Source organism: Pedobacter nyackensis (genome assembly GCF_900176505.1).
GTDB lineage: Bacteria > Bacteroidota > Bacteroidia > Sphingobacteriales > Sphingobacteriaceae > Pedobacter > Pedobacter nyackensis.
This window is the reverse complement of sequence record NZ_FWYB01000008.1, coordinates 192,911-218,497: the sequence shown is the minus strand read 5'-3', so window position 1 is coordinate 218,497 and position 25,587 is coordinate 192,911. Positions and strand designations below refer to the sequence as shown.

General features: G+C 39.1%; 26 protein-coding genes. 18 read left to right on the top strand and 8 right to left on the bottom strand.

What is annotated here, in order from left to right; translation table 11 throughout:
* Window positions 1-2 precede the first annotated feature (2 nt).
* From B9A18_RS15830 to ric, 10 genes are all read left to right on the top strand, one after another.
* The gene (locus tag B9A18_RS15830) at window positions 3-2,024 is read left to right on the top strand and encodes a TonB-dependent receptor domain-containing protein (protein ID WP_084290298.1); all 2,022 of its coding nucleotides are present in this window, start codon (window positions 3-5) and stop codon (window positions 2,022-2,024) included.
* Window positions 2,025-2,046: 22 nt separating this feature from the next.
* Window positions 2,047-2,643, top strand: a complete 597-nt coding sequence (locus B9A18_RS15825; RefSeq protein WP_084290296.1) for a Crp/Fnr family transcriptional regulator — start codon at window positions 2,047-2,049, stop codon at window positions 2,641-2,643.
* A gap of 126 nt (window positions 2,644-2,769) precedes the next feature.
* Complete coding sequence (azu, locus tag B9A18_RS15820) at window positions 2,770-3,300, top strand: azurin (protein WP_084290295.1); 531 nt, start codon at window positions 2,770-2,772, stop codon at window positions 3,298-3,300.
* 27 nt (window positions 3,301-3,327) lie between these two features.
* Entirely contained in the window at window positions 3,328-5,562 is a 2,235-nt protein-coding gene (locus B9A18_RS15815) for a nitric-oxide reductase large subunit (protein WP_084290294.1), read from the top strand.
* 29 nt (window positions 5,563-5,591) lie between these two features.
* On the top strand, window positions 5,592-6,320 hold the full coding sequence (locus B9A18_RS15810) for a hypothetical protein (RefSeq protein ID WP_084290293.1): 729 nt from the start codon (window positions 5,592-5,594) through the stop codon (window positions 6,318-6,320).
* Window positions 6,321-6,368: 48 nt separating this feature from the next.
* The gene (locus B9A18_RS15805) at window positions 6,369-7,049 is read left to right on the top strand and encodes an anaerobic ribonucleoside-triphosphate reductase activating protein (protein WP_084290292.1); all 681 of its coding nucleotides are present in this window, start codon (window positions 6,369-6,371) and stop codon (window positions 7,047-7,049) included.
* Window positions 7,050-7,090: 41 nt separating this feature from the next.
* Window positions 7,091-7,906 (top strand): DUF2249 domain-containing protein, encoded by an 816-nt coding sequence (locus tag B9A18_RS15800; RefSeq protein ID WP_144009517.1) that lies wholly within the window; start codon window positions 7,091-7,093, stop codon window positions 7,904-7,906.
* A complete protein-coding gene (locus B9A18_RS15795; RefSeq protein ID WP_084290290.1) occupies window positions 7,903-9,195 on the top strand; it encodes a hypothetical protein in 1,293 nt (430 codons plus the stop codon). The genes B9A18_RS15800 and B9A18_RS15795 overlap by 4 nt, the downstream gene beginning before the upstream one ends.
* On the top strand, window positions 9,182-9,517 hold the full coding sequence (locus tag B9A18_RS15790; RefSeq protein ID WP_200816374.1) for a metal-sulfur cluster assembly factor: 336 nt from the start codon (window positions 9,182-9,184) through the stop codon (window positions 9,515-9,517). The genes B9A18_RS15795 and B9A18_RS15790 overlap by 14 nt, the downstream gene beginning before the upstream one ends.
* A gap of 100 nt (window positions 9,518-9,617) precedes the next feature.
* Window positions 9,618-10,580, top strand: coding sequence for an iron-sulfur cluster repair di-iron protein (gene ric, locus B9A18_RS15785; RefSeq protein ID WP_084290289.1), 963 nt, complete (start codon window positions 9,618-9,620; stop codon window positions 10,578-10,580).
* A gap of 59 nt (window positions 10,581-10,639) precedes the next feature.
* Here the strand turns inward: ric and B9A18_RS15780 are convergent, their stop codons facing one another.
* Window positions 10,640-11,872, bottom strand: a complete 1,233-nt coding sequence (locus tag B9A18_RS15780; RefSeq protein ID WP_144009516.1) for a hypothetical protein — start codon at window positions 11,870-11,872, stop codon at window positions 10,640-10,642.
* A 159-nt stretch (window positions 11,873-12,031) separates the two neighbouring features.
* On the opposite strand from B9A18_RS15780, the gene B9A18_RS15775 reads away from it, so the two are divergent.
* The 7 genes from B9A18_RS15775 (at window position 12,032) to B9A18_RS15745 (ending at window position 19,620) form a co-directional block, all read left to right on the top strand.
* A complete protein-coding gene (locus B9A18_RS15775) occupies window positions 12,032-12,511 on the top strand; it encodes a c-type cytochrome (protein WP_084290287.1) in 480 nt (159 codons plus the stop codon).
* 12 nt (window positions 12,512-12,523) lie between these two features.
* Window positions 12,524-14,518, top strand: coding sequence for a Sec-dependent nitrous-oxide reductase (gene nosZ / locus B9A18_RS15770; RefSeq protein WP_084290286.1), 1,995 nt, complete (start codon window positions 12,524-12,526; stop codon window positions 14,516-14,518).
* A 63-nt stretch (window positions 14,519-14,581) separates the two neighbouring features.
* Window positions 14,582-15,613 (top strand): nitrous oxide reductase accessory protein NosL, encoded by a 1,032-nt coding sequence (locus B9A18_RS15765; RefSeq protein WP_084290285.1) that lies wholly within the window; start codon window positions 14,582-14,584, stop codon window positions 15,611-15,613.
* Entirely contained in the window at window positions 15,610-16,848 is a 1,239-nt protein-coding gene (nosD, locus tag B9A18_RS15760; RefSeq protein WP_084290284.1) for a nitrous oxide reductase family maturation protein NosD, read from the top strand. Before B9A18_RS15765 ends, nosD begins: the two co-directional genes overlap by 4 nt.
* Window positions 16,845-17,549, top strand: a complete 705-nt coding sequence (locus B9A18_RS15755; protein WP_084290283.1) for an ABC transporter ATP-binding protein — start codon at window positions 16,845-16,847, stop codon at window positions 17,547-17,549. Before nosD ends, B9A18_RS15755 begins: the two co-directional genes overlap by 4 nt.
* A 3-nt stretch (window positions 17,550-17,552) precedes the next feature.
* On the top strand, window positions 17,553-18,320 hold the full coding sequence (locus B9A18_RS15750; RefSeq protein ID WP_084290282.1) for an ABC transporter permease subunit: 768 nt from the start codon (window positions 17,553-17,555) through the stop codon (window positions 18,318-18,320).
* A gap of 25 nt (window positions 18,321-18,345) precedes the next feature.
* A complete protein-coding gene (locus tag B9A18_RS15745; RefSeq protein WP_084290281.1) occupies window positions 18,346-19,620 on the top strand; it encodes an acetyl-CoA hydrolase/transferase family protein in 1,275 nt (424 codons plus the stop codon).
* Between the two features lie 279 nt (window positions 19,621-19,899).
* Here the strand turns inward: B9A18_RS15745 and B9A18_RS15740 are convergent, their stop codons facing one another.
* From B9A18_RS15740 to B9A18_RS15720, 5 genes are all read right to left on the bottom strand, one after another.
* Complete coding sequence (locus tag B9A18_RS15740; protein WP_084290280.1) at window positions 19,900-20,274, bottom strand: hypothetical protein; 375 nt, start codon at window positions 20,272-20,274, stop codon at window positions 19,900-19,902.
* A gap of 61 nt (window positions 20,275-20,335) precedes the next feature.
* Window positions 20,336-20,704, bottom strand: a complete 369-nt coding sequence (locus B9A18_RS15735; RefSeq protein WP_084290279.1) for a hypothetical protein — start codon at window positions 20,702-20,704, stop codon at window positions 20,336-20,338.
* Between the two features lie 49 nt (window positions 20,705-20,753).
* Window positions 20,754-21,827, bottom strand: coding sequence for a DUF932 domain-containing protein (locus B9A18_RS15730; RefSeq protein WP_084290278.1), 1,074 nt, complete (start codon window positions 21,825-21,827; stop codon window positions 20,754-20,756).
* Between the two features lie 3 nt (window positions 21,828-21,830).
* Window positions 21,831-22,010, bottom strand: a complete 180-nt coding sequence (locus B9A18_RS15725; protein WP_084290277.1) for a hypothetical protein — start codon at window positions 22,008-22,010, stop codon at window positions 21,831-21,833.
* 116 nt (window positions 22,011-22,126) lie between these two features.
* Complete coding sequence (locus B9A18_RS15720; RefSeq protein ID WP_084290276.1) at window positions 22,127-22,648, bottom strand: hypothetical protein; 522 nt, start codon at window positions 22,646-22,648, stop codon at window positions 22,127-22,129.
* A 432-nt stretch (window positions 22,649-23,080) separates the two neighbouring features.
* Between B9A18_RS15720 and B9A18_RS15715 the strand changes: the two genes are divergently transcribed.
* Window positions 23,081-23,347, top strand: a complete 267-nt coding sequence (locus B9A18_RS15715; protein ID WP_084290275.1) for a hypothetical protein — start codon at window positions 23,081-23,083, stop codon at window positions 23,345-23,347.
* 61 nt (window positions 23,348-23,408) lie between these two features.
* Here the strand turns inward: B9A18_RS15715 and B9A18_RS15710 are convergent, their stop codons facing one another.
* Together B9A18_RS15710 and traM are read right to left on the bottom strand one after the other, a co-directional pair.
* Complete coding sequence (locus tag B9A18_RS15710) at window positions 23,409-24,395, bottom strand: hypothetical protein (protein ID WP_084290274.1); 987 nt, start codon at window positions 24,393-24,395, stop codon at window positions 23,409-23,411.
* A gap of 87 nt (window positions 24,396-24,482) precedes the next feature.
* Entirely contained in the window at window positions 24,483-25,538 is a 1,056-nt protein-coding gene (traM, locus tag B9A18_RS15705; protein ID WP_084290273.1) for a conjugative transposon protein TraM, read from the bottom strand.
* Window positions 25,539-25,587 lie beyond the last annotated feature (49 nt).

Here is a 25,587-nt window from a genome sequence, read left to right as displayed (position 1 = left end):
TCATGTACAATTTTTTTCAGTTTGTTGCGACTATTATTTTGGTGGTCTCAACATCGGCGGCTATAGCGCAGCATCAGCAGGACAGTGTGATCAAGGAACTGTCATTAAAAGAGGTTCAGATACACACCATCAGGAAAAGTAAACAACCTGGAACCACTTTTTATCAATCTTCGCTACTTGCCAGTACGGAGGATATTTTGGCCAGGGTGGAAGGCGTAAATTTGATCAGGCGCGGACCGATTGGTATGGAGCCTGTTTTAAGGGGGTTTTCTGCTGGGCAGATTAATGTTGTTATTGATGGGATGAGAATTTTTGGTGCCTGTACGGATAAGATGGATCCGGCAACGATTTATACTGAACCTGTAAATTTAAAAAGTATTGATATTAAATACGGTGGAGATGGTATTGGAACGGGCGCGACTATTGGTGGGACGCTAAATTTAAAATTGGCTGATGCCTTGATCGATTCCAATAGTAGATTTACAGGGAGCCTTGCTTCCGGATACTATTCGGCGGCCACTGCTGTACAAAACGCAGTAGTGATGAACTATAGTGAGAAAAAATGGGCCATTCGTTTTAGTGGCGTGTATCGAAAGGGAGGAGATTATACGGACGGTGAAAATAAAAAAGTAGATTTTTCTCAGTACGGTAAAATGAATACCAGTGTTTCCGGAAAATATCAGTTCAACAAAAATAGCACGATAAAGGCAGATTTTATATTGGATGATGGCTGGAATATAGGATTCCCGGCATTGGCTATGGATGTGGGTTATGCGAAAGCCAGAATTGCTTCTGTTACCTATGAGCGGAATAATTCTGCCCAATTTATGCAGGAGATAGAGGCTAAAATTTACGCAAATGCTGTCCGCCATGCTATGGATGATACAAAAAGACCTGCCACTGCCATGCATATGGATATGCCTGGACAAAGCCATACGTTTGGCGCTTTTCTTCAGTTTCGACTCCGGAAGATGGGGATACATAACTTTAAGGTAAAAACGGACTTTTATTACAATTCCGTCTATGCGGATATGACGATGTATCCTAAGGATGCGGCGCCAATGTTCATGCTTACCTGGCCGAAAAACCATCAGAAGGTAGCTGGGCTTTTTGTGGAGGATGAAATGTATCTATCGAGCATGAGTCGACTTGGTCTGAAATTAAGAATCGAGGCTGTCAATGCGAAAGTGACCGATGAAATGGGGCAGGATCAGTTTTCGGTTTTGGGCTATGATGTGCATCGGCCGGTTAAACAGATCTTGAAAAATGTGAATATTAGTTATACTCGTTTTTTGAGTTCAGTTCTTACGGCATATTTAAGTGCCGGCTTTAATGAAAGATCTCCGACAACTTCTGAAAGGTTTGGTTTTTATCTTTTTAACCAGATGGACAACCACGATTATGTGGGTAATCCCTTATTGAAAAATGAACAGGCTTGGAATGGCGAGTTTAATTTGCTGTTTGCTAAAAAAGACTTCTCCTGGAAGTTGAGTGCTTTTAGCAGTTGGGTAGCGCATTATATTATGGGAAAAACCCAACAAAGTCTAAGTGTGATGACTATCGGGGCTACTGGTGTCCGCTCTTATGAAAATATTCCTTCGGCCAGACTTTTCGGCGCTGAAAGCAGTTTTAGTTACCAATTGCTAAATAGGCATTTGACTTTCAACAACACCTGGAAATGGTTACGTGGAGAAGATAATGAAAAGACCCCGCTACCACTGATGTCTCCTTTAAAAATTATGACTAGTGTTCGTTTCCAGCATCGAACTTTGTCTTTTCAGGTAGAGAACGAAATTTGTTCGAAGCAAAATCAAATCAATATCGATTTTGGTGAAAGTGTAAGCCCTGGATATACCTTGTTCCATATCAGGTCTGGTTATGGTTTTGTCATAAAAAAGCATAAATTAGATTTTTCTGCAGGTATCGAAAATCTATTGAACAAGGCTTATGCTGACCACCTGGATTGGGGGGCAATCTTAAGACCCGGGCGGAATATTTATGGTTTGTTGACTTTCAAATTTTAATTAAATACTATCCTTCAGAATTATGATTGATGAAAATTTATTGATTCAGTTCGGATCTAAGCTCGCCAGTTTTGACAAGGGGGAAGTTTTATTTAATAAGGGGGATATGCCTAGGTATTACTTTCAAATCCTTAATGGGGCTGTAAAGATGAATAATTTCAATGATGAGGGAAAAGAATTTGTTCAGGGGCTTTTTAGTGAGGGGGATAGTTTTGGCGAACCTCCGCTTTTTCTTAAAGACGCTTATCCTGCCAGCGCAGTAGCAATTGTATGTTCGAAAGTTTTTCTTTTACCAAAGGATAAATTTATGGAATTGTTAATGGCTAATCCAGAGATTCACCTCAACATGACCACCAACCTTGCCAGAAGACTTTATTATAAGTCGATTATGGCTTCAGAAATTTCTTCACAGGAACCTGAACACCGGGTGTTAAGTCTGATTGATTATTTTAAAACGAAAATCGATAAAGTGCCTGCAGACCAGAAGTATAAGGTGGAGATTACCCGACAGCAAATTGCGGATCTCACTGGTTTAAGGGTAGAAACGGTCATTCGGTCTATTAAATCGCTTGAAAAGAAGGCTGAGCTGATCATCCGCAATCGCAAAGTTTTCAGATAAACATCTCCTCAAATATCATGGTTATTCTTTCTCCTTTTTATGATCTCACTCATAAAGATTGGACTCCTATGGCTATAACTTTGATGATAATTTAGAACTATTAATTATCATTAAAAATAACAAAAAATGAAACAATTACTAAATATCTCAGGATTAGCCATCGCTTTTATGATTACGTTTTCTTCATGCGGAGGAAATGCGGAAAAAGAATCTACAACAACACAATCTGCCGAAACATCAACCCTGGAAGCTGAACCTGTAAAGCCGGATGAGTCTAAACTGAGCAATGTGCTAGCCCTGGAAGGAAATGATCAGATGCAGTACAATCAAACCGAATTTAAAGTTGCCGCTGGACAGACGATTACCTTGACGCTCAAACATACCGGTAAACTTGAAAAAAATGCCATGGGCCATAATTTCGTTTTGCTGAAGCCAGGTACCGATGTAAATACTTTCGCACAAAAGGCACTGGGGGCTAAGGACAATGATTACATTCCTAAATCAGAAAGTGCCAGTATTATTGCACATACCAAACTTCTTGGTGGCGGAGAATCGGACACCATCACTTTTACAGTTATTGAAAAAGGCACCTATGACTTTATCTGCTCTTTTCCTGGCCATGTCTCTATGATGAAAGGTAAACTGATTGCGGAATAACAGAAGGTCTAATTTAAGTGAATTTAAATGAATAGAGAACGAAAACTTTGGATCGGATTTGCACTGGTAATGGGAATTTCATTTGCCATTTTGGGCTATTTCGGTTATGAAATTTATCAACAGGCTCCGCCTGTTCCGTCAGAAATTATTTCCGTTGATCAAAAAACGATTTTTACCGAGGCAGAAATAAAAGATGGTCAGAACATCTGGCAAAGTATGGGCGGGCAGGAAGTCGGCTCTATCTGGGGTCATGGTGCCTATGTAGCACCAGATTGGACAGCAGATTGGCTACATAGGGAGGCAGTGTTTATTTTGAATAGCTATGCGAAGAAAGATTTCAATAGTAAATTTGAGGCGCTAACTGAAGAACAAAAGGCGGGATTAAAAATCAGACTTCAGCAGGATCTGCGAAAAAACACCTTTAACGCAGCATCCAATACCATAACCGTGTCCAAAGACCGGATAGCTGCTATCGCATATTTAAGCGAATACTATAAGGGATTGTTTATGGACGATCCTAAGTTTGATCAACTACGTCATGACTATGCTATTCCTAAAATGTCGATTAAGGATCCAGAAAAGATGCGTAAAATGAGTGCTTTTTTCTTTTGGGCAACTTGGGCAACAGTAACAGAAAGGCCAGGTTCCAAAATATCTTATACCCACAACTGGCCCTCAGATGAACTTGTAGGAAATGTAGCCACGTCGAATTTATTAATTTGGTCAGGGGTTAGTATCATCCTGCTCATTTTCTGTATCGGTGCATTGATTTTTTACCATGTGAAGTCAGGTGAAGGCGAACATCTGGAAACACCGGTAGCTGATCCGCTATTGAAACAGGGCATGACTCCCTCTATGTTCAGAATCAAAAAATACTTCCTGGTGGTCAGCTTACTCATCGTGCTACAAGTAATTATGGGGGTTATTACTGCCCACTATGGCGTGGAAGGAAACGGTTTTTATGGAATACCATTGGATGAGTGGCTTCCTTATGCGGTAACAAGAACCTGGCATACTCAGCTGGCTATTTTCTGGATCGCAACCGCATGGCTTGCTACCGGTTTATATATTGCTCCGGCAGTATCCGGTAAAGATCCTAAATTCCAGGTTTTTGGCGTAAATTTTCTATTCGTTGCCTTGTTAATTATTGTATTGGGCTCAATGGCGGGACAATGGATGGGCGTCATGCAAAAGCTCAACTTGATTCATAACTTTTGGTTTGGTCATCAGGGCTATGAGTATGTAGATCTGGGTAGGTTTTGGCAGGTGTTTTTGTTGATTGGTCTGTTTTTATGGTTGACATTGATGGTTAGACCTTTGCTTCCCGTACTAAGAAAAAAAACAGAGGAGAAGAATCTGATCATTATGTTTCTGATCTCCTGCACAGCAATAGCCTTATTTTATGCTGCGGGGTTAATGTGGGGAAGGCAAACCAACCTGGCTATCGCTGAATACTGGCGATGGTGGGTAGTTCACTTATGGGTGGAAGGCTTCTTTGAAGTATTTGCTACGGTTGTGATTGCATTTCTTTTTGTGCGTTTGGGCTTACTTAAGACTAAAACGGCGACCTTAAACGTAATCTTTTCGACCATTATCTTTATGTCAGGTGGAATATTAGGTACCTGCCACCATTTATACTTTTCTGGAACTCCGGTTGGCGTAATGGCATTTGGTGCGACTTTTAGTGCATTGGAGATCGTTCCACTTGTGCTAATTGGTTATGAAGCCTATCACAATTACAGACTCTCAAAATCCACAGAATGGATCAGGGATTATAAATGGCCAATTTATTATATGATCGCAGTCGCTTTCTGGAATTTCCTGGGAGCAGGTGTATTTGGTTTTATCATTAACCCTCCAATAGCATTGTATTATGTTCAGGGATTAAATACAACGCCATTGCATGGACATACAGCTTTGTTCGGCGTGTATGGAATGCTTGGGATCGGATTGATGCTCTTTGTTTTGAGAAGCCTTTACAGACATGAACTCTGGAACGAGACATTGATGAAGTTTATCTTCTGGGCTACCAATATTGGATTGTTAGCTATGGCACTTTTAAGCCTTTTGCCGGTAGGTATCTGGCAAGCTATAGCCAGCATAGAACACGGAATGTGGTATGCTCGGTCCAGCGAACTTATGCAACAACCGGCAATGGTTACACTAAAATGGCTCAGAGCAATCGGTGATACAATATTTGGGTTTGGAATTTTGGGCTTATGTTATTTTGTTTTTGAAATATCATTTAGAAAAAAAAGATAGCATAAGCATGCTGGATTTAATTAAATATCATGATTATAAATTATAAAGTTACAATCGGAGATATGATTGCCATGGACTTTAGGACTGCAGCGCTGTTCCTTGGGTATGAGATAGATTTATTAACCGAGCGCGATAAAACAATAGCAGTAGTTTGCAAGGACAATGAAATTAACCTATTGCATTTGATGGGTGACCTCAATGCTATTTTAACAAGTACCAGAACTCCTTCGAGTAATTACAGCTCCTGGCCCCTGAGGTTGTTAAGTGATTTAATCTCCATTCGTTACAGTCACCTTAAGGACAATCTGCCACTCATTAAACAATTTTTAGATAGGTTGTCAGAAATTCATGAAGGCCATAACCAGCGTATTATAGATCTTCGCACAAGTTTTAATACTTGTGCGAAGCGATTGATTTTATCGTTGCAAAGACAGGCTCCGATCTTGTTTTCCTCGATTAAACAAATGATCCGTACAGAAGAAGATCATATTTTTTTTACCGGCTCTGCTTTCGAAACGGTGGGCTATTCTATAAAAAGGATGACAGATGATCTCTCGATTCACAAACAGAATTTTTTATCAGTGGTTGGCTTGATCAATAGCTATGTTCCTCCATTGAATGCATGTGGCTGCTATAAAATATCACAAGATTTGCTGACTGAACTCCAAAATGATTTATATAAAATCATTTGCTTGCAGAATATTTTATATACCAGAGTTATGGCTCTGAGAAATAAACAGGTAATGGATTATCAATAAATTAAAGATCTGAAAAATGGAAGAATGTGTGTTTAAAATTTTACTGGGATGAGGGATCCAGCTCCAATATATAACATCACGCCCTTCACCTTAATGGATTATCCAGATAAGGTGGCATGTGTCGTTTGGCTTGCAGGTTGCAACATGCGTTGTCTGTACTGTTACAATCCGCATATTGTTTTGGGTAAGGGATCGATCAACTTTGAAAAAGTACTGGAATTCCTGAATTCGAGGAAAGGGATCCTGGAGGCAGTGGTGCTGAGTGGAGGTGAATGTACCATGCATAGTAAAATAATTTGGCTGATAAAAGAGATAAAGGCGATGGGCTTCTTTATAAAACTCGATACCAACGGATCACGGCCAGTGATGATAGAACATCTGGTTACTTTGGGCTTGGTGGATTATATTGCTTTGGACTTTAAGGCTATGCGCAATAAATTTGAAATGATAACAGGTTCAGATTTATTTGAGAATTTTGAACGCACTTTAAGTTTTTTAATCGCATCGGAGCAAAAATTTGAAGTGCGGACCACTGTTCATTCCGATTTGATCAAGGAGAAAGATTTTGGAGAGATGGTCCGGTACCTGAACTTGATGAAATATACAGGTACTTATTATATCCAGAATTTTCTTAATGGTGTTCCTACAATTGGCAATTTAGGTTACTCTGTTAATCAATTGAAAGGCATTGCTTGCCCCAAGCACAATATGAAAGTCGTTTTCAGGTAAACACAGCAAAAGCAACCATCATAAAAAATAAACTTATACTGATGAATATCAATTTAAACACCCGGATAAAAGCATTATTGGATGTGGACCGGGAAAAGGTAATTGACAGTCTTATAAAAATAAATCGCAATTTCTCAAAGCTGCGCAATCCTGTCTTGCGTAATTTACTGGCCCGTCGTGTAACTATTGCAGAGGCATGTAAAATTGCCGGTTGTAGTCCCGGTGATTTCTTTAGCAGCATGAAAGCCATTGGTTTTGTTATTGATGAAACGATGAAAGAGCCGGTAATTGAAAAGGTAAATACCATCGATTTTGAGCTGCAGACAAATGTCTATGAACTGGATGTTCGTCCACTGCTTTCCAAAGATCAGGACCCACTCAAAGAAATTCTTAACCTAGCTAAACGAATTGGGCCCGGAGAACGTATCAAGATCATCAATTCCTTTGAGCCAGTACCATTAATAAATTTACTGGCCGAAAAAGGTTTTTTACATTTCACTGAAGTTGTGGGTGAAAAATTAATCATTACCTGGTTTGAAAAGACAGCGCATAAAATTTCATTAACGGCATTACCTGCCGAAGTTCATGACGAAGCTCAGCAAGGACTATTTGATAAGGTATTAAGCCGGTTTCCTGCACACAAGATTAAATATATCGACGTTCGCGAGCTGGAAATGCCCCAGCCGATGATTCAGATTCTGGCACAACTTGAAAAGATGAATGCCGATGAGTTGCTATACATTTACCATAAAAAGGTACCTATATACCTGCTTTCCGAACTCAATAGAAGGGGGCTGCTGTCCCTGCTTAACCGTAAATCAGCTGATGAACTGGACATGCTAATTTATAGATCATGAGCACTATTGGCCACAATAACCCGCTTTATAAAATTGTATCAACCCATTATTTAATTGCAGGTCTGTTTTTTTTGGTACTGGCCGGAATGCTCTTGTTTTCCCTTGAAGCCTTGTCCGGACATTACTTTCAGCCTAAAATCCTGGCTATGACCCATACGGCTGCTTTAGGATGGGGTAGTATGATTATTTTTGGCGCTTTGTATCAGCTACTTCCCGTTATCCTGGAAACGAAATTATATAGTATCAAACTGGCCTGGGCTAGTATTACTTTCTTTGTACCTGGAATTGTACTGCTCGTTTATTGTTTCTGGATTTTCGATCCAGGGATGTATATGCAAATTGCCGGAGTGCTGGTGTTTACTGCAATTATATTGTTTAATCTGAATGTTTTTTTTACGGTTAAGTATAAAAAACAGGAATCCATTTTCCAGGAATTTATAATTACAGCCTGTTTATGGCTTACTTTAACGGCACTGCTTGGTCTGTTGATGGTTTTTAATTTCCAATATTCATTCCTGCAAAAAGACCATTTACATTTTCTGAGATTACATGCCCATATGGGAATTGCAGGCTGGTTTCTAATGCTTATTATCGGTGTCAGTGCTAAATTGCTACCTATGTTCCTAATCTCTGAATATGAAAAAAAACATTTACTCTTATTCGCCTATTATTGCATTAATGCAGCATTGTTATTGTTTTTACTGGACGGCTACCTTCATGGGATTAATGGTTATACCTATTTTGTTTGGTTATTGGGCGTTACCGGAGTCTGCTTTTACCTATTTTATATTTTCAGATGTTTTCAGTCCCGCATTCGCAAGGATGTTGATTTGCCCATGGTAAAGAGTTTGTTTTCGTTTGTTTTTCTTGCTGCAGGGATATTGATTTTGCCGTTTATATTGTATTATCATTTAAAAAATGATGCGTTTGCGGTAAACCTGTCCACACTGTATGGAAGCCTGATCTTTATGGGCTGGATCAGTCTGCTGATATTAGGTCAGACTTTTAAAACCCTGCCATATATCGTATGGGTAAAGCATTATGAACAGCTTACGGGAAAGGTTAAAACACCCCTTCCATCAGATCTGATCAACAAAGGCTTACTTTATGCACAATCTTTTGCTTTTTTACTTTTCCTGCTGGCATTTATTTCTGGTTTCCTTTTTAGTTCTTTTACGCTTAAAAGCATTGCCGCAGGCAGTTTGGCGGTAACTGCATTAAGTTATTTTGCACACCTTATTGTCCTTCTTTTACATCAAACAAAGACAGAAGATTATGATCACATTTGATATTCCTGAATTTTTATTTGCCATGAAAGTTACGGTTGTAGATGCTTTAAAAACCGTTATCGATCCCGAACTACACGTTAATATTGTTGATCTGGGCATGGTATATCATGTCAAGGTAGATGATATAAATAAGTGTATCCTGATCGAAATGACCTTGTCCTCCAGAAATTGTCCTATGAGTGAGAGTATTTTATCGGCTGTTAAAAATAGCATCATACGTACTTTTCCAGATTATCAGGCAGAGGTATCTTTGGTTTGGGAGCCAGCATGGAACTACAGGACTATACCAGAAGCGGGATTAAGAAAGCTTCGGGGCCTTTGATATATTTATATATCATTTCAATGTGATTGAGATCATAAACAGCTCGCATCGTAGCTGGTAAATTTGTATTCATATAATAGAGTCACCTAAAATTAATATTATGGAAACGATGAACACATTAAATGTGACGGCTTTGGAGCCACGCTTAAAACATCCAAAAATTTTTGAAATGTATGACGGTCTAAACCCCGGACAGGCCTTTGTAATTGAAAATGATCATGACCCCAAGCCCTTGTATTATCAGTTTCTGGCAGAGCGAGGACAAACATTTTCCTGGGATTATTTGGAAAATGGCCCTGAAATTTGGAAAGTGAAAATTGCAAAAAAGGAAGCTCAGGCTAATGAAGAAACTATAGGTGAAATTGTAACTAAAGACTATAGAAAAGCCCAGGTGTTTAAGCGCTTCGGTATAGATTTTTGCTGTGGTGGGAAAAAGACTGTTTCGGAGGTTTGCGAAAAAAAGGGAATTGATGCGTTGGAAGTGCAAGGAGCCTTAGCATTGCTTACCGGTGAGACGTCAACAACTGAAAATGATTACTTAAGATGGGACATTGGATTTTTGACAGATTTCATTATCAATACACATCATCAATACGTAAAAGAGAATACCCCATTTATTATGGAACTCGCAAATAAAGTAGCGAAAGTACACGGTGGTCAGCATCCCGAAACCCTCAGGATTGCCCAGATCTTTTGTCAGGTGGGGGCAGATTTAATGTTACACATGAGCAAAGAGGAGAGAATCTTATTCCCCTTTATCAAGGAATTAGTGGCGGTTCAGCACCAGGGAGGTTCAGTGCCCACTAGCGCTTTTGGAAAAGTATCCAATCCCATTCAGATGATGGAATCTGAGCATGAGCAGGCCGGTGAAGCATTGCAGACCATACGCGAAATCACCAATAATTTCACTTTACCACCAGATGCCTGTAACTCCTACACCATACTCTACAAAAAGCTTGATGAATATGAGAATGATTTACACAGACATGTACACCTAGAAAATAATGTGCTGTTTCCTAAAGCTATTGCAGTCGAAAAGGCCTTGCAGGTAGCAGCAGGTTGATATTGAATATCCTGATTGTTTTGAATAAGCCAAGCACCCCAAATGCTTGGCTTTTATGGTTAAATAATTTTCAACCGCTTAGTTTTAATCAACATGGCCAGACCGCTTGCCATAGCAATTGCAGCGATGAATAAAACGATATGGGTGTTGGTTGAGGTTTGACTCATCATCGCATCTAATGCCTGGATCATTAAGACCACCTCCTGTAAGATTACCCCGAATATAAAAATCAGCAATCCTGATTTGTTTAATTTAATGCCCTTTCTGATTAATAGCTCATGAAGATAGCCAAGAATGAAAAATGAAATCACACCGAGAAAGCACAGATGGAGATAGCCAATGATTACGGGCCTGAGACCAAAGGCAAAATTACCAAAATAAGGAATGACGGATAAAGCCTGTAAAGTGATTTTGAGTGCAAATGAAATGTAGGCCAGACTCCATAAAAGAGTTGTCATTTTTTTGATAGCAATGTCCGCACTAGTGCTGATTGCTTGTAAAAGTTTGTAGCTATAGAAAAGCGCAGCAAGTTGAATGGTAGCGGAAATTGTTCCAATCCAAAATAAGTAAGCTGGAATTTTAAGACCGAATATAGACAGTAGATAGTTTGGTATAACAGTTATGGCCAGGGTCAGGAATAGACATTTGCTGATTTTTATGAAGTGTAGTTTGTTCTTTTCTTTTAAAAACGAAAATAATAGCCCAAAACAGGAGAAAATGAACCAACCGTTGTATTGAAAATGCAGATAAAAAAAGATGGCTGCAAAATAAAGCTCCTGAACTACGGTGCGGCTGGCCATTAGGTAAGCAAGTCCAAATGCTCCGATGGACGAAACCGCCAATAAAATTAAGGCCGTTTTAAACCAGATTGATATATGTTCTTCCTGTTTAATTTTGTTGAGATCCTTCCAGTAATAATAGATGAAAAAATAGGATACGAAAATCGATAAGGTGGAAAAAGTAATTGAAAATAAAGCATAGCCCTGTAAGATAAAGGCAAACAACATGCCGTATGCCGTTGCCGTATTGGCGATCAGTAACCAATGGTATTTCCTATAATTGGTTACAAGACCCGATCTATGTAGATGATTTACCATCAAAGCCATTAAAGCGAGCGTTACCCAGCCAACAAAAGCAAAATGGGAATGACCGTGCAATAAGTTTTTTTGATTAATTAAAGGTAATGGGAAGTTGATCTTGTACCTTAAAATGACACCTGCAAGGGCTACGATAAAGAAATTGATCAGTGCAATTCTGATCCACCTACTGCTATTGAATTGAATAGTTACCATAATGTGGGACAGCAAATCTGCTGTTTTAAAATTTCTTGAAATAAGGCAATAAATGCCATTAAAAATATGATAACAATCTAAGGTAAATATGATTGAAATCATATTTTGAGGATGGGGTATTCCGTAACATTACACTATAAAATAAATCAATAAAATGTTATGAAAAAGCTGTTTTTGATGTTTTCAATAGCCTTATTTTCTGCGGGATGCGCAGGTGGAGGCAATTCTGATTCCAACGGTTCGACTGAACAATCTGCTGCAGACGAGACAAAAACTCCTGGTACGGAAGCTTATGATCCGAAGAGGGGTGAGGGTAAGTTTACAGAAGTAAAAATTAGTGATAAACTAGATGCGGAAATGGCCGCCAGAGGTGAAAAGGTTGCGGATCTAAAATGCATTTCCTGCCACAAACTTACCGACGAGAAATTGGTTGGGCCAGGATGGGCGGGTGTCACTAAACGCCATACGCCGGAGTGGATCATGAATTTCATGACCAATACAGATGCAATGATCGACAAAGACCCTAAGGTACAGGCCATGCTTGAAATTTGCATGGTGCGTATGCCGAATCAAAATCTAAGTGATGGTGATACAAGAGATATCCTGGAATTCCTAAGGAAAAATGATGGTGTAAAATAATAAAAAATTGATATGAAAAGAAACTTATACATTTTGTGTTCATGTGCAGCATTGTTAATGCTGATGAATCTTTCCGGTTGTAAACCAAAAAATGCAGGTGACGCCACTGGTGGTGATGCAGCCGGAAGGGTGTATGTTGCACCAGGGAAATACGATGAACTTTACAACTTCGTTTCTGGCGGATTTAGCGGTCAGGTTAGTGTTTATGGGATTCCTTCTGGTCGCTTGTTAAGGGTGATCCCGGTTTTTTCCGTTGACCCGGAAAAGGGCTGGGGATTTAGCGAAGAAACTAAACCCATGCTAAATACCTCTCATGGAGAAATCCCCTGGGGAGATCAACACCATCTTGCGCTTTCTCAGACTAATGGAGAGATAGATGGACGGTGGTTATTTGCAAATGAAAACAATACGCCGCGTATTGCAAGGATTGACTTAAAAACCTTCCGTACTACTGAGATCATTGAAATTCCGAACAGTGCCGGAAATCACTCTTCACCTTTTATTACCGAAAATACGGAATACGTAGTTGCTGGAACACGTTTTAGCGTGCCTATGGATAATGAAGATGGAGATGTGCCAATCGATTCATACAAAAAGAATTTTAAGGGTACTTTAAGCTTCGTAAGCGTTGCTCCTAAAGAAGGTGAAATGAAAGTTGCTTTTCAGATGGTGTTGCCAGGTATGAATTTCGATTTGAGCCATAGTGGAAAAGGTCCAAGTAGTGGATGGTTCTTTTTTAGCTGTTATAACTCAGAACAAGCGCACACCTTGTTAGAAGTAAATGCCTCTAAACGAGATAAAGATTACATTCTTGCGGTAAATTGGAAAAAAGCAGCGGAGTATGTTAAACAAGGTAAAGGAAAAAAAGTTAAAGCCAATTATGCACACAATACCTTTAGTGAAGTTACACATAGTGCAACATCAAAAATGGAGACCGAAACTACCCTTATTGATGTTAAAGATTTTCCTGATCTGGTTTATATGATTCCATGTCCGAAATCTCCGCATGGCTGTGATGTGGATCCATCTGGTGAATATATAGTAGGTAGTGGTAAATTGGCGGCACTTATTCCGGTGTTTTCTTTTAGTAAGATCCAGAATGCTATTGCAAATAAAACATATGATGGTGATTACGGTGGGATTCCTGTGCTAAAATATGAAGCTGCATTATATGGGGAAGTTAAGAAACCAGGACTTGGACCTTTGCATACGGAGTTTGATGGTAAAGGAAATGCTTATACTACTTTCTTTATCTCTTCCGAAATAGTAAAATGGAATATTAAAGATCTAAAAGTTTTAGATAGACAGCCAACTTATTATTCGCCAGGACACCTGAGTATTCCGGGTGGTGATACCAAAAAGCCTTATGGGAAATATCTGATCGCTTATAACAAGATCACAAAGGACAGGTTCCTGCCTACTGGGCCAGAACTGTCTCAAAGTGCACAGCTTTTTGATATTAGTGGGGACAAGATGAAATTGTTGCTGGATTACCCAACTATAGGTGAGCCGCATTATGCTCAAATGGTTCCTGCAGAATTAATTGCTAAAAATTCTCAGAAGATTTTCAGATTGGATGAGAACAAACATCCTTATGTTACCATGGGAGAGAAAAATTCGAAAGTGGTTAGAGAGGGAAACAAAGTACATGTTTACATGACTGCTATGCGTTCACATTTTTCGCCGGACAATATCGAAGGGGTAAAAGTTGGGGATGAAGTTTACTTTCATGTAACTAACCTTGAACAGGATTGGGATGTACCTCATGGTTTCGGTGTAAAAGGGAATAAGAATGCAGAATTGCTGATTATGCCTGGAGAAACTACCACGCTAAAATGGGTTCCTGAGAAAGCTGGAATATTCCCAATCTATTGTACCGATTTCTGTAGTGCTTTACACCAGGAAATGCAAGGTTATGTTCGGGTTTCCGTAAAAGGATCGAAAGTACCGATTTCTTTTAGCCTTGGTAAAAACTCTGAAGCAGCAGAGGAAATGCTTAAAAAATAGTTTTGAATAGCCCAGCTGCTGCTTCATGCATGGTTGGGCTATTTTTTATCTGATCCTATAATTATGAAATCTAGAGCGTTAACTGACATAAATAGAAAAATAGTATTGTTATGCGGACTTGCTTTAATTGTGGTTCTTTTTGTTCCACTATGGCAAATTGAGTTAGCTGCACCACAATATCCTGAGGGACTTGTGCTTAAAATGTATCCGCATAAATTAGCTGGAAATGTTGACATCATCAATGGACTTAATCATTATATCGGGATGAAAACGCTGCATACCGAGGACTTTTTGGAATTTACCGTATTGCCATATATCATTACTTTCTTTGCTGTGTTTTCGCTGGCAGTGGCCATCTTTCTTCGAACTGCTAAGTGGTTATCAGTTCTATTTACCCTTTTTGTAATTTTTGGAATTGTGGCAATGGCTGATTTTTGGCGATGGGAGTACCAGTATGGACACGATCTGGATCCGAATGCGGCCATAAATGTTCCCGGGATGAGTTATCAGCCTCCGCTTATTGGTTATAAACAACTGTTGAATTTTGGCGCTTACTCAATTCCTGACATTGGTGGCTGGATATTTATTGGTGTAGGAATAGGTTTGCTAACGGCAATAATACTTCAATATAGACATCAAAAAAACACAGTTGTTATGAAATGGAAAACAGCGCCCTTATTTCTTTCGCTGGTTTTATTGATGGCTTCATGTAGTGTTGAGCCTAAACCTATTAAAATCGGTAAGGATGCCTGCTTTTTTTGTAAAATGGGGGTCATGGATAAGCGCTTTGGAGCGGAATTGATTAGCAAAAAGGGAAAGATCTATAAGTTTGATGATCTCCATTGCCTGATGGAATTTAGCAAAGAAGCAACAGTTAAAAATGTGGATATTCAGGGTATGTATCTGGTGGATTATGAGAATCCTCATGGTTTCATTGATCTGCAGAAAGCCTTTTTGTTTAAAAGTGAAGCACTTAGATCGCCCATGGGAAGTAATATTGCTGCTTTTCTTACAGAAGAGCAATTAAAAGCAACTACGCAATCTATAGAAGGGAGAGTGGTACAATTGAATTCACTGATGCCAACGCTTAAATGAAAAAAGTCTTATATCTCATACTGATCAGCTACTTTGCAGTTTTCTCTGCTGATGCCAAGGTTATCAAGGTTGGTAAAACGAGAAGTGTAGCATTTATACAAAGGGCGGTAGATCTTTCTCAAAATGGAGATACGATTCTTGTTGATCCGGGCTTATATAAAGAGAAAAATATCATCATTCAAAAATCGATCACTTTAAAAGGTATCAATTATCCGGTGCTTGATGGTGAAAATAAATATGCGATCATTTCAATAAAAGCAAAGAATGCAACCGTAGAAGGGTTTAAATTACAGCATACCGGACGCTCGGAGATCAAGGACCTGGGCGCAATAATGATTTACGACAGTTACAAGGTATCGGCATTAAATAATATTTTAGAGGATACAAATTTTGGTATTTACGTTCAGAACAGTAAACGCTGCACTATAGAAGATAATTCGATAACGGCTTATGGGAAAGATGAAGTTCAAAGTGGAAATGGTATCCATTGCTGGCGCTCTGATAGCTTGATTATCATTGGTAATAAAATAAAAGGACACCGTGATGGGTTGTATTTTGAGTTTGTAAAAAACTCCCTGATCTGGAGAAATGTAAGTGCCCAGAATGTACGCTATGGCATTCATTTCATGTTTTCTAACCGCAACACTTATGTGGGCAATATCTTTGAACGCAACGAAGCAGGGGTCGCTGTAATGTATAGTAACAACATTCATATGTACAATAACCATTTTTTAAACAATTGGGGAGATGCAGCCTACGGAATTTTATTGAAGGACATTACTGATAGTGATATCTCCGGTAATCATTTTACTAAAAACACAGTTGCTTTACATATGGAGGGCTGCAGCAGAATTAAGCTCTACAAGAACATCTTTAATAACAATGGTTGGGCGGTTAAAATTCAGGCTAGTTGTGACAAGAATGATTTCAATAGGAATAATTTTATTGGGAATACGTTCGATATTGGGACAAACGGATCCCTGGTATTAAATACGTTTACCGGAAATTACTGGGACAAATACGAAGGATACGATCTTTTTAAGGATAATATTGGTGATGTGCCTTTTCATCCCGTAAGTATGTATTCTATGATTATAGATAGCAATCCGGCCGCTCTAATGCTTTTTAGAAGTCTAATTGTTTCCTTATTGGATAAAACAGAAAAAATCCTGCCGGGTGTAACTCCTGAAAATTTAAGAGATAACAAACCGGTAATGAGACCTATATCCTTATGATAGTAACAAAAAATATTACGAAAACCTTTGGTAAATTAAAGGCTTTAAATGACATCTCTGTTTCTTTTAATAAGGGGGAGTGTATAGCCTTACTTGGTCCAAATGGCTGCGGAAAAACCACGCTAATCAAATCCATTTTAGGAATGGTCGTGCCAGACAAGGGATCTATTGAATTCAATGGCCGGACTATAAATCGTGAGTGGTTATATCGAAGTCAGGTTGGGTACATGCCACAGATCGGTCGTTACCCAGAAAATATGACCATTGCAAACGTTATCGAAATGATGAAGGATATCAGAAAAGACAGTAAGGTGCATTTAGATGAGGATCTTATACAAAGCTTTGACCTGGGTGCATTAATGAATAAAAAAATGCATACGCTTTCTGGTGGTACCCGACAAAAGGTTAGCGCTTGTCTGGCATTTCTATTCAATCCTGATGTTTTAATCTTGGATGAACCTACTGCGGGCCTGGATCCCGTATCTTCTGAAAAATTGAAAGATAAGATCCTTCTTGAGAAGGAAAAAGGAAAATTAATTTTAATCACCTCACATGTTTTAAGTGAATTGGACGATCTGATTACCGAGGTGTTTTACATGCAGGACGGAAGGCTGATGTTTTATAAAAAGCTTTCAGAATTAAAGGCGGATACCGGGGAAGAAAAGCTGTCAAAAGCAATTGCTAAAATTATGGTCGCTTAAAGCATGAAAAAAATATTAAAATACGTAATTGTAGATATCATTCAGAACAAGATAGTTTTAATCTATACCTTTCTGTTATTGTTGATTTCCTTAAGTGTCTTTAACCTTGAAAGTAATGCTGCAAAGGGCTTGCTTAGTCTTTTAAACATTATCCTCATATTGGTCCCTTTAATCAGTATTATTTTCTCGACAATTTATATTTACAATAGCTCGGAGTTTATAGAATTACTGGTTAGTCAGCCTGTTAAAAGAAAGTCCATTTGGCTAAGTTTATTTGGTGGATTGGCTGCATCATTGTCGCTCGCTTTTTTTATTGGAGCGGGCATACCCATCCTGTTGTATCATGCCGACGCAACGGGTATCACAATGATTTTAACCGGACTATTTTTAACGGTTATTTTTGTGAGTATAGCGATGTTAGCTGCGGGTATTACCCGTGACAAAGCAAAAGGGATAGGGCTATCCATACTGTTGTGGCTCTATTTTTCTTTGATCTTTGATGCGCTGGTCTTATTCTTTTTATTTCAGTTTCAGGACTACCCGTTGGAAAGAGCTATGGTGTTTTTTAGTTTTCTTAACCCGATTGATTTAGGCCGCGTTCAAATCTTGTTGCAAATGGATATTTCTGCATTAATGGGCTATACAGGGGCAATATTCAGGGAGTTTTTTGGGAACCAGGTTGGAGTGGTGCTTTCTTTTTTTGGATTATTTATCTGGATTGCAATTCCACTATTTATATCACTAAAGAAGTTTAGTAAGAAAGATTTATAGAAAAAGATATTAACTTATATGTAATATGGAATCAAAAATTATTCAAGCTGCCGAGGCAGTTAAAATTATAAAATCAGGAAATAGGGTTTTCATTCACGGTGGAGCTGCAACTCCGGTGTGCTTGGTTAAGGCGATGCAACAAAGGTCGGCTGAGCTTGAGAATGTTGAGCTGGTTAGCATTACCTCTTTGGGGGATGTTACTTTTCATCAGCCCGAACATAGGCGGTCTTTCTTTTTCAATTCATTATTTGTTTCTGCCGCAACCCGCGCAGTGGTAAATAGTGAACGTGGAGACTATGTGCCGATATTTTTGAGTCAGATTCCTCAGCTATTTCGAAAAAATATCTTGCCGATTGATGTCGCACTTGTGCAGGTATCTCCACCTGATATTCATGGATATTGTTCATTAGGCACTTCGGTAGATATAGCCAGAGCTGCAGTCGATACGGCGAAGGTTGTGATTGCCCAGGTAAATAGCCGAATGCCCAGAACGCATGGTGAAAGTTTTATTCATGTAGACAGGCTTAATGCCCTGGTTTATCATAATGCTGAACTGCCTGTAGTAGATTATTCTTCAGACGTTAATGATGTTGTAGGGAAAATTGGATATAATGTGGCATCCCTTGTCGAAGATGGCGCTACCTTACAATTGGGCATAGGAAGTATTCCTGATCAGGTCCTTAAAAATCTGAGCGGTCATAAAAACCTTGGTCTTCATACCGAGATGTTTTCTGATGGGGTTATAGACCTGATCCATAAAGGCGTGATCAATAACAGTGAAAAGAAATTGAATATAGGAAGATCTGTAACCTCATTTTTAACTGGTACCAGAGAGCTTTACGATTTTGTTGACGACAACCCATCGGTTCGTGTAATGGATATTAGCTATGTGAATGATACAAGCATAATCCGGCAAAATCCAAAGGTAACTGCAATCAACAGTGCTATAGAATTGGACCTGACGGGTCAGGTATGTGCTGATTCGATCGGAACATACCAATATTCTGGTATTGGTGGTCAGATGGATTTTATGCGTGGGGCCTCATTATCAGAAGATGGAAAGCCCATTATAGCCTTACCTTCTCAAACCCAAAAAGGTATCAGCAGGATTGTTCCATTTCTTAAGGAAGGCGCTGGTGTGGTTACTACCCGAGGTCATGTTCATTGGGTAGTAACTGAATACGGAATGGTAAACTTGTTTGGCAGATCTCTGAAGCAAAGAGCAAAAGCACTGATTGAAATCGCACACCCAGATCATAGAGAAGTTTTAGATCGTGCATACTTTAGTAGGTTTAAATGACAGTGGTGTGTATATGATTAAAATATTAAACTCTTAGGTGCATGTTTCGGCATTTGCTTCAATTTTTGTATCGATACCAGATCTGGCTTGATGTTTTCGTAAGGAGTACAAATTGAATGAAGTTTCAATGGTATTTCTTTTCTTCAATATCCTAAAAAACGCTTAATGCCCGTAGGGCCGCCCGCGATTTTAGCCGATGCCACAGGTATGGCAAATGGCGGGCAATATGTTTACCAATGGGTGCGGTTCTTCGCCGCACTTATTGGTAAACTCGTTTTATTACATTTCTATCAGCAGTTTTACTGCCAGTGCAAATTTTGGCGAGCAATCTTCTGTTTCAATGTATTGCATTAAAGCGTGTACAGTAAAAAGGGAAACGCTGTCTTTAAACAGCAGTTTGGCAAACAGTTTCCCACAATGCTCAAAGCTATTGCCATATCTCCGAATGCGATCAAATGTACTGTTAGCGAGAAAAGTCCAGTAACCTTGCTTAATGACATTATTACCCCAGCCACTCGCAATTTCCTCCTTGCTATCGATAGTTTCTATAGCACGATTTTTCAGATAACAGATGTACTCTGGGATTTCCCCAGGGAATAAACTATGCAAGATTTTGATTTTATTTTTTAGACTCAAACGGTGTATTGGTTTCATAATCGTTCGTTTTAACAGGCGAACATTCGCCCAGATTTTATATTTAAAAATTAATAGTGTGTTAGAAGAACATGGGAACTGCCAGTTTAAACTTATCGTTGTAACTTTCTCGCTCGGCATACTGATTCAGTTGATTTATGGTTACAGTGGCATAGTCTAGAAAAAACAAATGCTTGGCAAATGCTTCTCCGCTTGATTCCAGTTCAGAGCGTTTACTTTCTAAAAGCTGAAGAATATATCCCGAGGTTAGCCACCATCTTTCAAAAGGCATTAACCTGACATTCCAAAGTTTTTCATATCCATTTTTGCGTGCGTAAAGATGATTGCAGAATTTTTGTAAGTGGTTTAAAAACTGTGGTATCTCATTGGGGAAAAGCGCATGTAAAAGTTTAGCTTTTTCCTTTGTATTGAGTTTTAACAATGGTTTCATAAAGTTTAGTGTTTAGGGGGATTGGCTCCCCCGTGAAAAATAAGTGAAATTAGGACATGGCTATCCTTTGCGCAAAATCAGTACATAGGTCAAAGGCTTTTTGACTCCTTTGCAAACCTGTGCCATACATGATCGACTTAAATTTGCTTTCTTCATCTTTGTAATTGCGTACATTTTGAAAATATCCAGAAACGCTATTGTAAGTACCATACAAAGTGCCTTTTGTGGTTTCATCCTGTTGAGTAGGGTTAGCCATGGCATATTCAAATACATTTTCAACGGTATTCTTATATACTGTGGAAAGGTCTTCAAATTTACCATTGCGTAAGGATTCCACTGTCTCTTTGTTCGGTGCCATAGCGAATTGGATTAACCTTTTCACCTCGTTATCTGTCACCCTGATCTTAGCCCATTGGTTAAATACCCCTTCTAGTTCATTTGCTAACTGGTTACTGATCCCTAAAAGTTGGTGCGCAATTTTTAACCTATCTTGTACATTGGCTGTGTGCTTGATGCGGATGCAATTGGTTTTATTGCGTAAAGCAGCATTTAAAGTGTTGTTACAAACGATCCTTGTGGGGGTAAAAGCTGCGGTAATACTGCCATAACCATCATGCGAAGTCGTGAGGAAAAGATATTTTTCAATGCAGTCGTTACGGCCAACACGAATATAATCCGGCAATTTGGCGGTAATAAAAATGCGCTCCCCTTTACCCAAAGCACCAGCGGTTTCATATAAGATACCCTCTTTACTGCCGACAATGCTGTCAAAAAAATCAAAGGCCTGTACATTTTGCACAATCTCATAATCTTTACCCACAACACCTAAAACCTCGTCCGTATCTGTTCGGAGCGTTGCAAAGTAATTCGGGACTATAATTCCAGATTCGATCGAATCAAAATAATCGTCCGCATCGGGATCATGGAATAAATGGTTATTGAGTTCATCTACAGTAAACAAAGGCCTCTTTTCGACGGTGTAATCCAATCCTGCAAATTTTAAGGCTTCCGCACTGCTGGGATAGTCCTGTACAAGGGTACCCAGGTTGTGCCATGCTTTTTCTTTCACACTGAAAAAACTGTGTTTGCCTGTCTGCTCGTTATAATGAATGTTGTGTGCCATGATTTAGTTTTTAGGATTTCTGATTATTGATAATATTATTTTGGTTTCCAGTATGTTGATGTTTGCGGTATCAGTCATGCTGATTTTTGAATGACTTTCTATTTCGCTGACGATTTTTTCGACACTGGTATGGTCGGCATGGACTGCCACACGAACCATAATGAACAGAGTTTCGTATTTCATTTTTAGAATTATAAAGTTTTGTGAATTGGGTTAACTGGTGGTGAAAATCTTTCGGGTTTATATACAAGGGTTTGAAAAGTAAATTAATGCCCCGAACTTTGCAGGGCATTAACCTGCTAGGCAGGGATCAGGTTTACAATGTCCATTTCTACCTCTTCCAGTTTTTCAGTACAAAGGCTGCTGACCTGCTCAGCTACTCCTTTAATTATAGTAGGATTTTTAGTGGTAAAAGTTTTACCGTTATCATCTTTAATAGTCAGCAAACAGCCTTGATAATAATTGCCATCTGTTTCATCCACATTGTCTTTTAATTGCAATTCAAACTCATCAAGGGTGGTAATGATATTTTTTAAATTGTCACGGTGTCTAGTCTTGCGGGCAAGATCATCACCGAGTTTAATGTGACGTTCTAGTCTCGCTTTTTGTTCTGCGATCTTTTCCGCAAAATTAGCTTTGATTTCCTTTTTAGTAGGCTCTGCACTAGTTTGAACAACGTCTAGAAAGGTAATCTCTGGATTTTCATCCTTTGCTTTGGATACTGCATTAACAGGATTGCCAGCTACGAATTTTGGAGTTCTGTCTGGTTTTACGGTGTTTGCTATTTTAGCCTGTCCGTTTTCATTTTCTTTAGTGTCCATTGTCTATTGGTTTTAAAATTTGCAACCTGCTTACTACATTTCGGCAGGAGCCAGTCCCTGGCTTTTTGATATGACCCTCACCTGATTTAGCAGGGAAGACAGACAAGGCTTTTGGAAAAAAAATACCTCGGGAGCGAAGCGAGCAGGGAAGATTATTTTTTCAAAACAAGCGAAGTTTACGGAGCCGCCTTGACTGGCGAAACTGCGGATCAGAAATTTGTGCATCAAATAGCCTCAAACATTGTTTGATCAATCGTAAAAAGGCTTAAAAGAGGTCTGTTAGACAGCGCTGTGTAGTGGAACTAAGCCTTGAAATTTGCAGGTATAGAGATGCGGACGACCCTGTAATAAGGAATTAGAACCATTGAAATTGCGACGCCGGATTTTTGAGATTTCAGCCTGAATATTTACATTTGAGAAAAATAAAAACCCATGTTTGAACCCATATCGATTAAAAAATATGTCGATTTATACGTTAAAAATAATCCGTCTGAAAAGAAGCGGGAAGTGGAGGAACGTTTAAGGGATGTGTTACATCATGCTGTTACTGGTACAAAATGCAGATGTGGGAATCCTATTTGGGTTGTGGGTGGCGCTGATGCAGGGTTTTCCTGTTTTACCTGTATCACCGGGGAAAGCTCGCCAAATGAAGATTATGAAATTGATGAGCATTTATCGTATCTCAATCAATTGAGATAAAGCTTGTAAAATGAAAAAGGCTGCCGAATTTTTATATCCGACAGCCGATTACAACAGGTTGTTACATAGTTAATCCTTGATTTTCTGACTTTTGCTGTTTCAGTTTCCTAGAAAAAGTGTTTTCCTGTGCCAGTTCCGACTTGTTTTCTTTCTGAAATTGCTCCCGTTTCTCCGCTTGACCATTTAGGTGGTAGAAATTGATGTTTCCGTAGCGCGGCATGGCTTTGATCGCCATTTTGAACTCCTCATCATTGTTGTTTACTACGGTTACAATAGGACGTTCCCCATCTTTCATATCACTGATAATACCTGCAAGTTTTTCCGGCATATCCAGTTCTTTGATTTTGTACCCTTGTAGTTCATTTTGCAGATTAAAGCCATATCCTTCACTATATTGTTTGATTTGTAAGTTCCCGTAATTGTCCCTTGGTTTGTCAAAGACATAAGTATTCCATGCTTCGTATTGTTTACCTACACGACTAACCAGGTCATCACGGTAGGCGGAGCCGCCTTGTAGCATATTGGCTCCTTGCTTTAAATTGAAACCGACGCCTTTATTTACGTAAACGGTATTTTTTATAGGATCACTATAGTAGGTAGTTTGAAAATCTTTGCTGACGTAATCTACGGTACCTGCTTTCATTGTGCCTACAGTAAGATAATCTTTTATACTTTTACCAATTGCCAGTTCGGCGTTGCCGTCACGTTTTTGAAAATTTTCTATGGCCTCAATTGGACTTTTGAAATTTTTGAATTGCTTTTTTCCATCTTCGGAAGTGGAGATCACCATGTAATTTTTTCCTTCTTCAAGAGGTTTCGCTTTGCTGTAGGCCAGTTCGTATTTATTGAAAAAGTAGTAATCTGACTGCTGGGATCGTTTGATATGCAGGGTGGCTTCCATATAGCCTTTGCGGGAAGGTAGCTGATCTTTGATTTGGATATAGGGTAAACCTTTTTCCATTAATGCTTCAGCCTTAGTAACCATTTCGGCTGGTACTTTCAATGCTTTGGCTTCTGCTCTGAAGTCCTCCAAACTGTTTTTATTCATGTTTTTATGGTTTAAATATGATCTAATCATGTTAATAGGGTGCTAGGCTATATTTATAGACTAGCCTTAATTTTTTGGCCACTCATGCTACTTTAACTTTTTAGTATTGTCACGTAGCAATAGGGGATAACCAGCTTTTAGCTTTTGTCTAATGCGCCTGAGCTTTTTGGTAAAGAGCGATTTAGCTGCATCTATTCCGGCACCAGCAATTTGCGTAGTTAAACTCTGATCAAAACCCATTATACCCATGCCTCCGATAGCATCAGAGCCACCGGAATTTACCGCATCGGTTAACAGCGCTTCAGGAGCATTAATGCCACGCATGGCATCCCTTTTGTCGAATACGGTGAGGTTTACTGGAATAATCTGATTGCTCAAACGGATATTTCTGATCTCCAGATTCAGCCTTTGATTACTAAACTCAGCCAGTCCATACACTTCATGGTCTTTTGGGATTAACTGTCCATTAATTACAATTGTGTCCAGTAAACGCAGTTTAACAACTGATCCTTGTGTGGCTTTTTGATTTTCTGCAATCACTGCTGGAATAGCTTTAAATAAGCTGTCGACTTCTGATATTGGGGCTTTGGGATACTTTTGCCTGGCCAGTTCCGGGTTCTGGATTTCCTGAATGCTTTGCAGGATGGTAGATAGCTGCTTCATTTCAGCATCTTCAGCACTGCTGTCTTTCATATTTTTCATCAGCATTTCCAGCTTTGCCACATCTTTTGACATGGATTCATTTGCAGGACCATAACTTTTAACCGGTTCTGTATGTCCTTGTGGCGTTACATAAGGTGTATTGATCTCCCGGTTAATGATCGCAAGTTTTTCATTGATTTGCCCGGTTTGGATATCTTCAGCGCCGGAAAACCCTAACTTCCCGACAATCGCATCAAAACCATTATCTGCTGAAGCGGTAGAGTCTCGCTTGGTTTGGTTGTAAATACCCATTTTATCAATAGGTACTTCTTTTTTAAAAGCGGCATCGGGTAAAGCTGTATTGATGCCTTTTGGCGAAACTAAAGTATCTGTTGTTTCAGCATTGCCGCCACCAAGGACTTTAAAGCCCAGCGCCATAAAAGGCAGTGCCAGTAAGGGCAGGAATAATAAAATCCTGCGTTTTTCCATTCTTTTACTCATAAATTCTTCTTTTTTTGGTTTAAATATTGTTCGTGTTTAACATGAATTG

Excerpts from the sequence above, each read along its gene's own strand:
- B9A18_RS15830 (WP_084290298.1), top strand. The coding sequence starts at position 3 with ATGTACAATTTTTTTCAGTTTGTTGCGACTATTATTTTGGTGGTCTCA.
- B9A18_RS15825 (WP_084290296.1), top strand. The coding sequence starts at position 2,047 with ATGATTGATGAAAATTTATTGATTCAGTTCGGATCTAAGCTCGCCAGT.
- azu (WP_084290295.1), top strand. The coding sequence starts at position 2,770 with ATGAAACAATTACTAAATATCTCAGGATTAGCCATCGCTTTTATGATT.
- B9A18_RS15815 (WP_084290294.1), top strand. The coding sequence starts at position 3,328 with ATGAATAGAGAACGAAAACTTTGGATCGGATTTGCACTGGTAATGGGA.
- B9A18_RS15810 (WP_084290293.1), top strand. The coding sequence starts at position 5,592 with ATGATTATAAATTATAAAGTTACAATCGGAGATATGATTGCCATGGAC.
- B9A18_RS15805 (WP_084290292.1), top strand. The coding sequence starts at position 6,369 with ATGAGGGATCCAGCTCCAATATATAACATCACGCCCTTCACCTTAATG.
- B9A18_RS15800 (WP_144009517.1), top strand. The coding sequence starts at position 7,091 with ATGAATATCAATTTAAACACCCGGATAAAAGCATTATTGGATGTGGAC.
- B9A18_RS15795 (WP_084290290.1), top strand. The coding sequence starts at position 7,903 with ATGAGCACTATTGGCCACAATAACCCGCTTTATAAAATTGTATCAACC.
- B9A18_RS15790 (WP_200816374.1), top strand. The coding sequence starts at position 9,182 with ATGATCACATTTGATATTCCTGAATTTTTATTTGCCATGAAAGTTACG.
- ric (WP_084290289.1), top strand. The coding sequence starts at position 9,618 with ATGGAAACGATGAACACATTAAATGTGACGGCTTTGGAGCCACGCTTA.
- B9A18_RS15780 (WP_144009516.1), bottom strand. The coding sequence starts at position 11,872 with ATGGTAACTATTCAATTCAATAGCAGTAGGTGGATCAGAATTGCACTG.
- B9A18_RS15775 (WP_084290287.1), top strand. The coding sequence starts at position 12,032 with ATGAAAAAGCTGTTTTTGATGTTTTCAATAGCCTTATTTTCTGCGGGA.
- nosZ (WP_084290286.1), top strand. The coding sequence starts at position 12,524 with ATGAAAAGAAACTTATACATTTTGTGTTCATGTGCAGCATTGTTAATG.
- B9A18_RS15765 (WP_084290285.1), top strand. The coding sequence starts at position 14,582 with ATGAAATCTAGAGCGTTAACTGACATAAATAGAAAAATAGTATTGTTA.
- nosD (WP_084290284.1), top strand. The coding sequence starts at position 15,610 with ATGAAAAAAGTCTTATATCTCATACTGATCAGCTACTTTGCAGTTTTC.
- B9A18_RS15755 (WP_084290283.1), top strand. The coding sequence starts at position 16,845 with ATGATAGTAACAAAAAATATTACGAAAACCTTTGGTAAATTAAAGGCT.
- B9A18_RS15750 (WP_084290282.1), top strand. The coding sequence starts at position 17,553 with ATGAAAAAAATATTAAAATACGTAATTGTAGATATCATTCAGAACAAG.
- B9A18_RS15745 (WP_084290281.1), top strand. The coding sequence starts at position 18,346 with ATGGAATCAAAAATTATTCAAGCTGCCGAGGCAGTTAAAATTATAAAA.
- B9A18_RS15740 (WP_084290280.1), bottom strand. The coding sequence starts at position 20,274 with ATGAAACCAATACACCGTTTGAGTCTAAAAAATAAAATCAAAATCTTG.
- B9A18_RS15735 (WP_084290279.1), bottom strand. The coding sequence starts at position 20,704 with ATGAAACCATTGTTAAAACTCAATACAAAGGAAAAAGCTAAACTTTTA.
- B9A18_RS15730 (WP_084290278.1), bottom strand. The coding sequence starts at position 21,827 with ATGGCACACAACATTCATTATAACGAGCAGACAGGCAAACACAGTTTT.
- B9A18_RS15725 (WP_084290277.1), bottom strand. The coding sequence starts at position 22,010 with ATGAAATACGAAACTCTGTTCATTATGGTTCGTGTGGCAGTCCATGCC.
- B9A18_RS15720 (WP_084290276.1), bottom strand. The coding sequence starts at position 22,648 with ATGGACACTAAAGAAAATGAAAACGGACAGGCTAAAATAGCAAACACC.
- B9A18_RS15715 (WP_084290275.1), top strand. The coding sequence starts at position 23,081 with ATGTTTGAACCCATATCGATTAAAAAATATGTCGATTTATACGTTAAA.
- B9A18_RS15710 (WP_084290274.1), bottom strand. The coding sequence starts at position 24,395 with ATGAATAAAAACAGTTTGGAGGACTTCAGAGCAGAAGCCAAAGCATTG.
- traM (WP_084290273.1), bottom strand. The coding sequence starts at position 25,538 with ATGAGTAAAAGAATGGAAAAACGCAGGATTTTATTATTCCTGCCCTTA.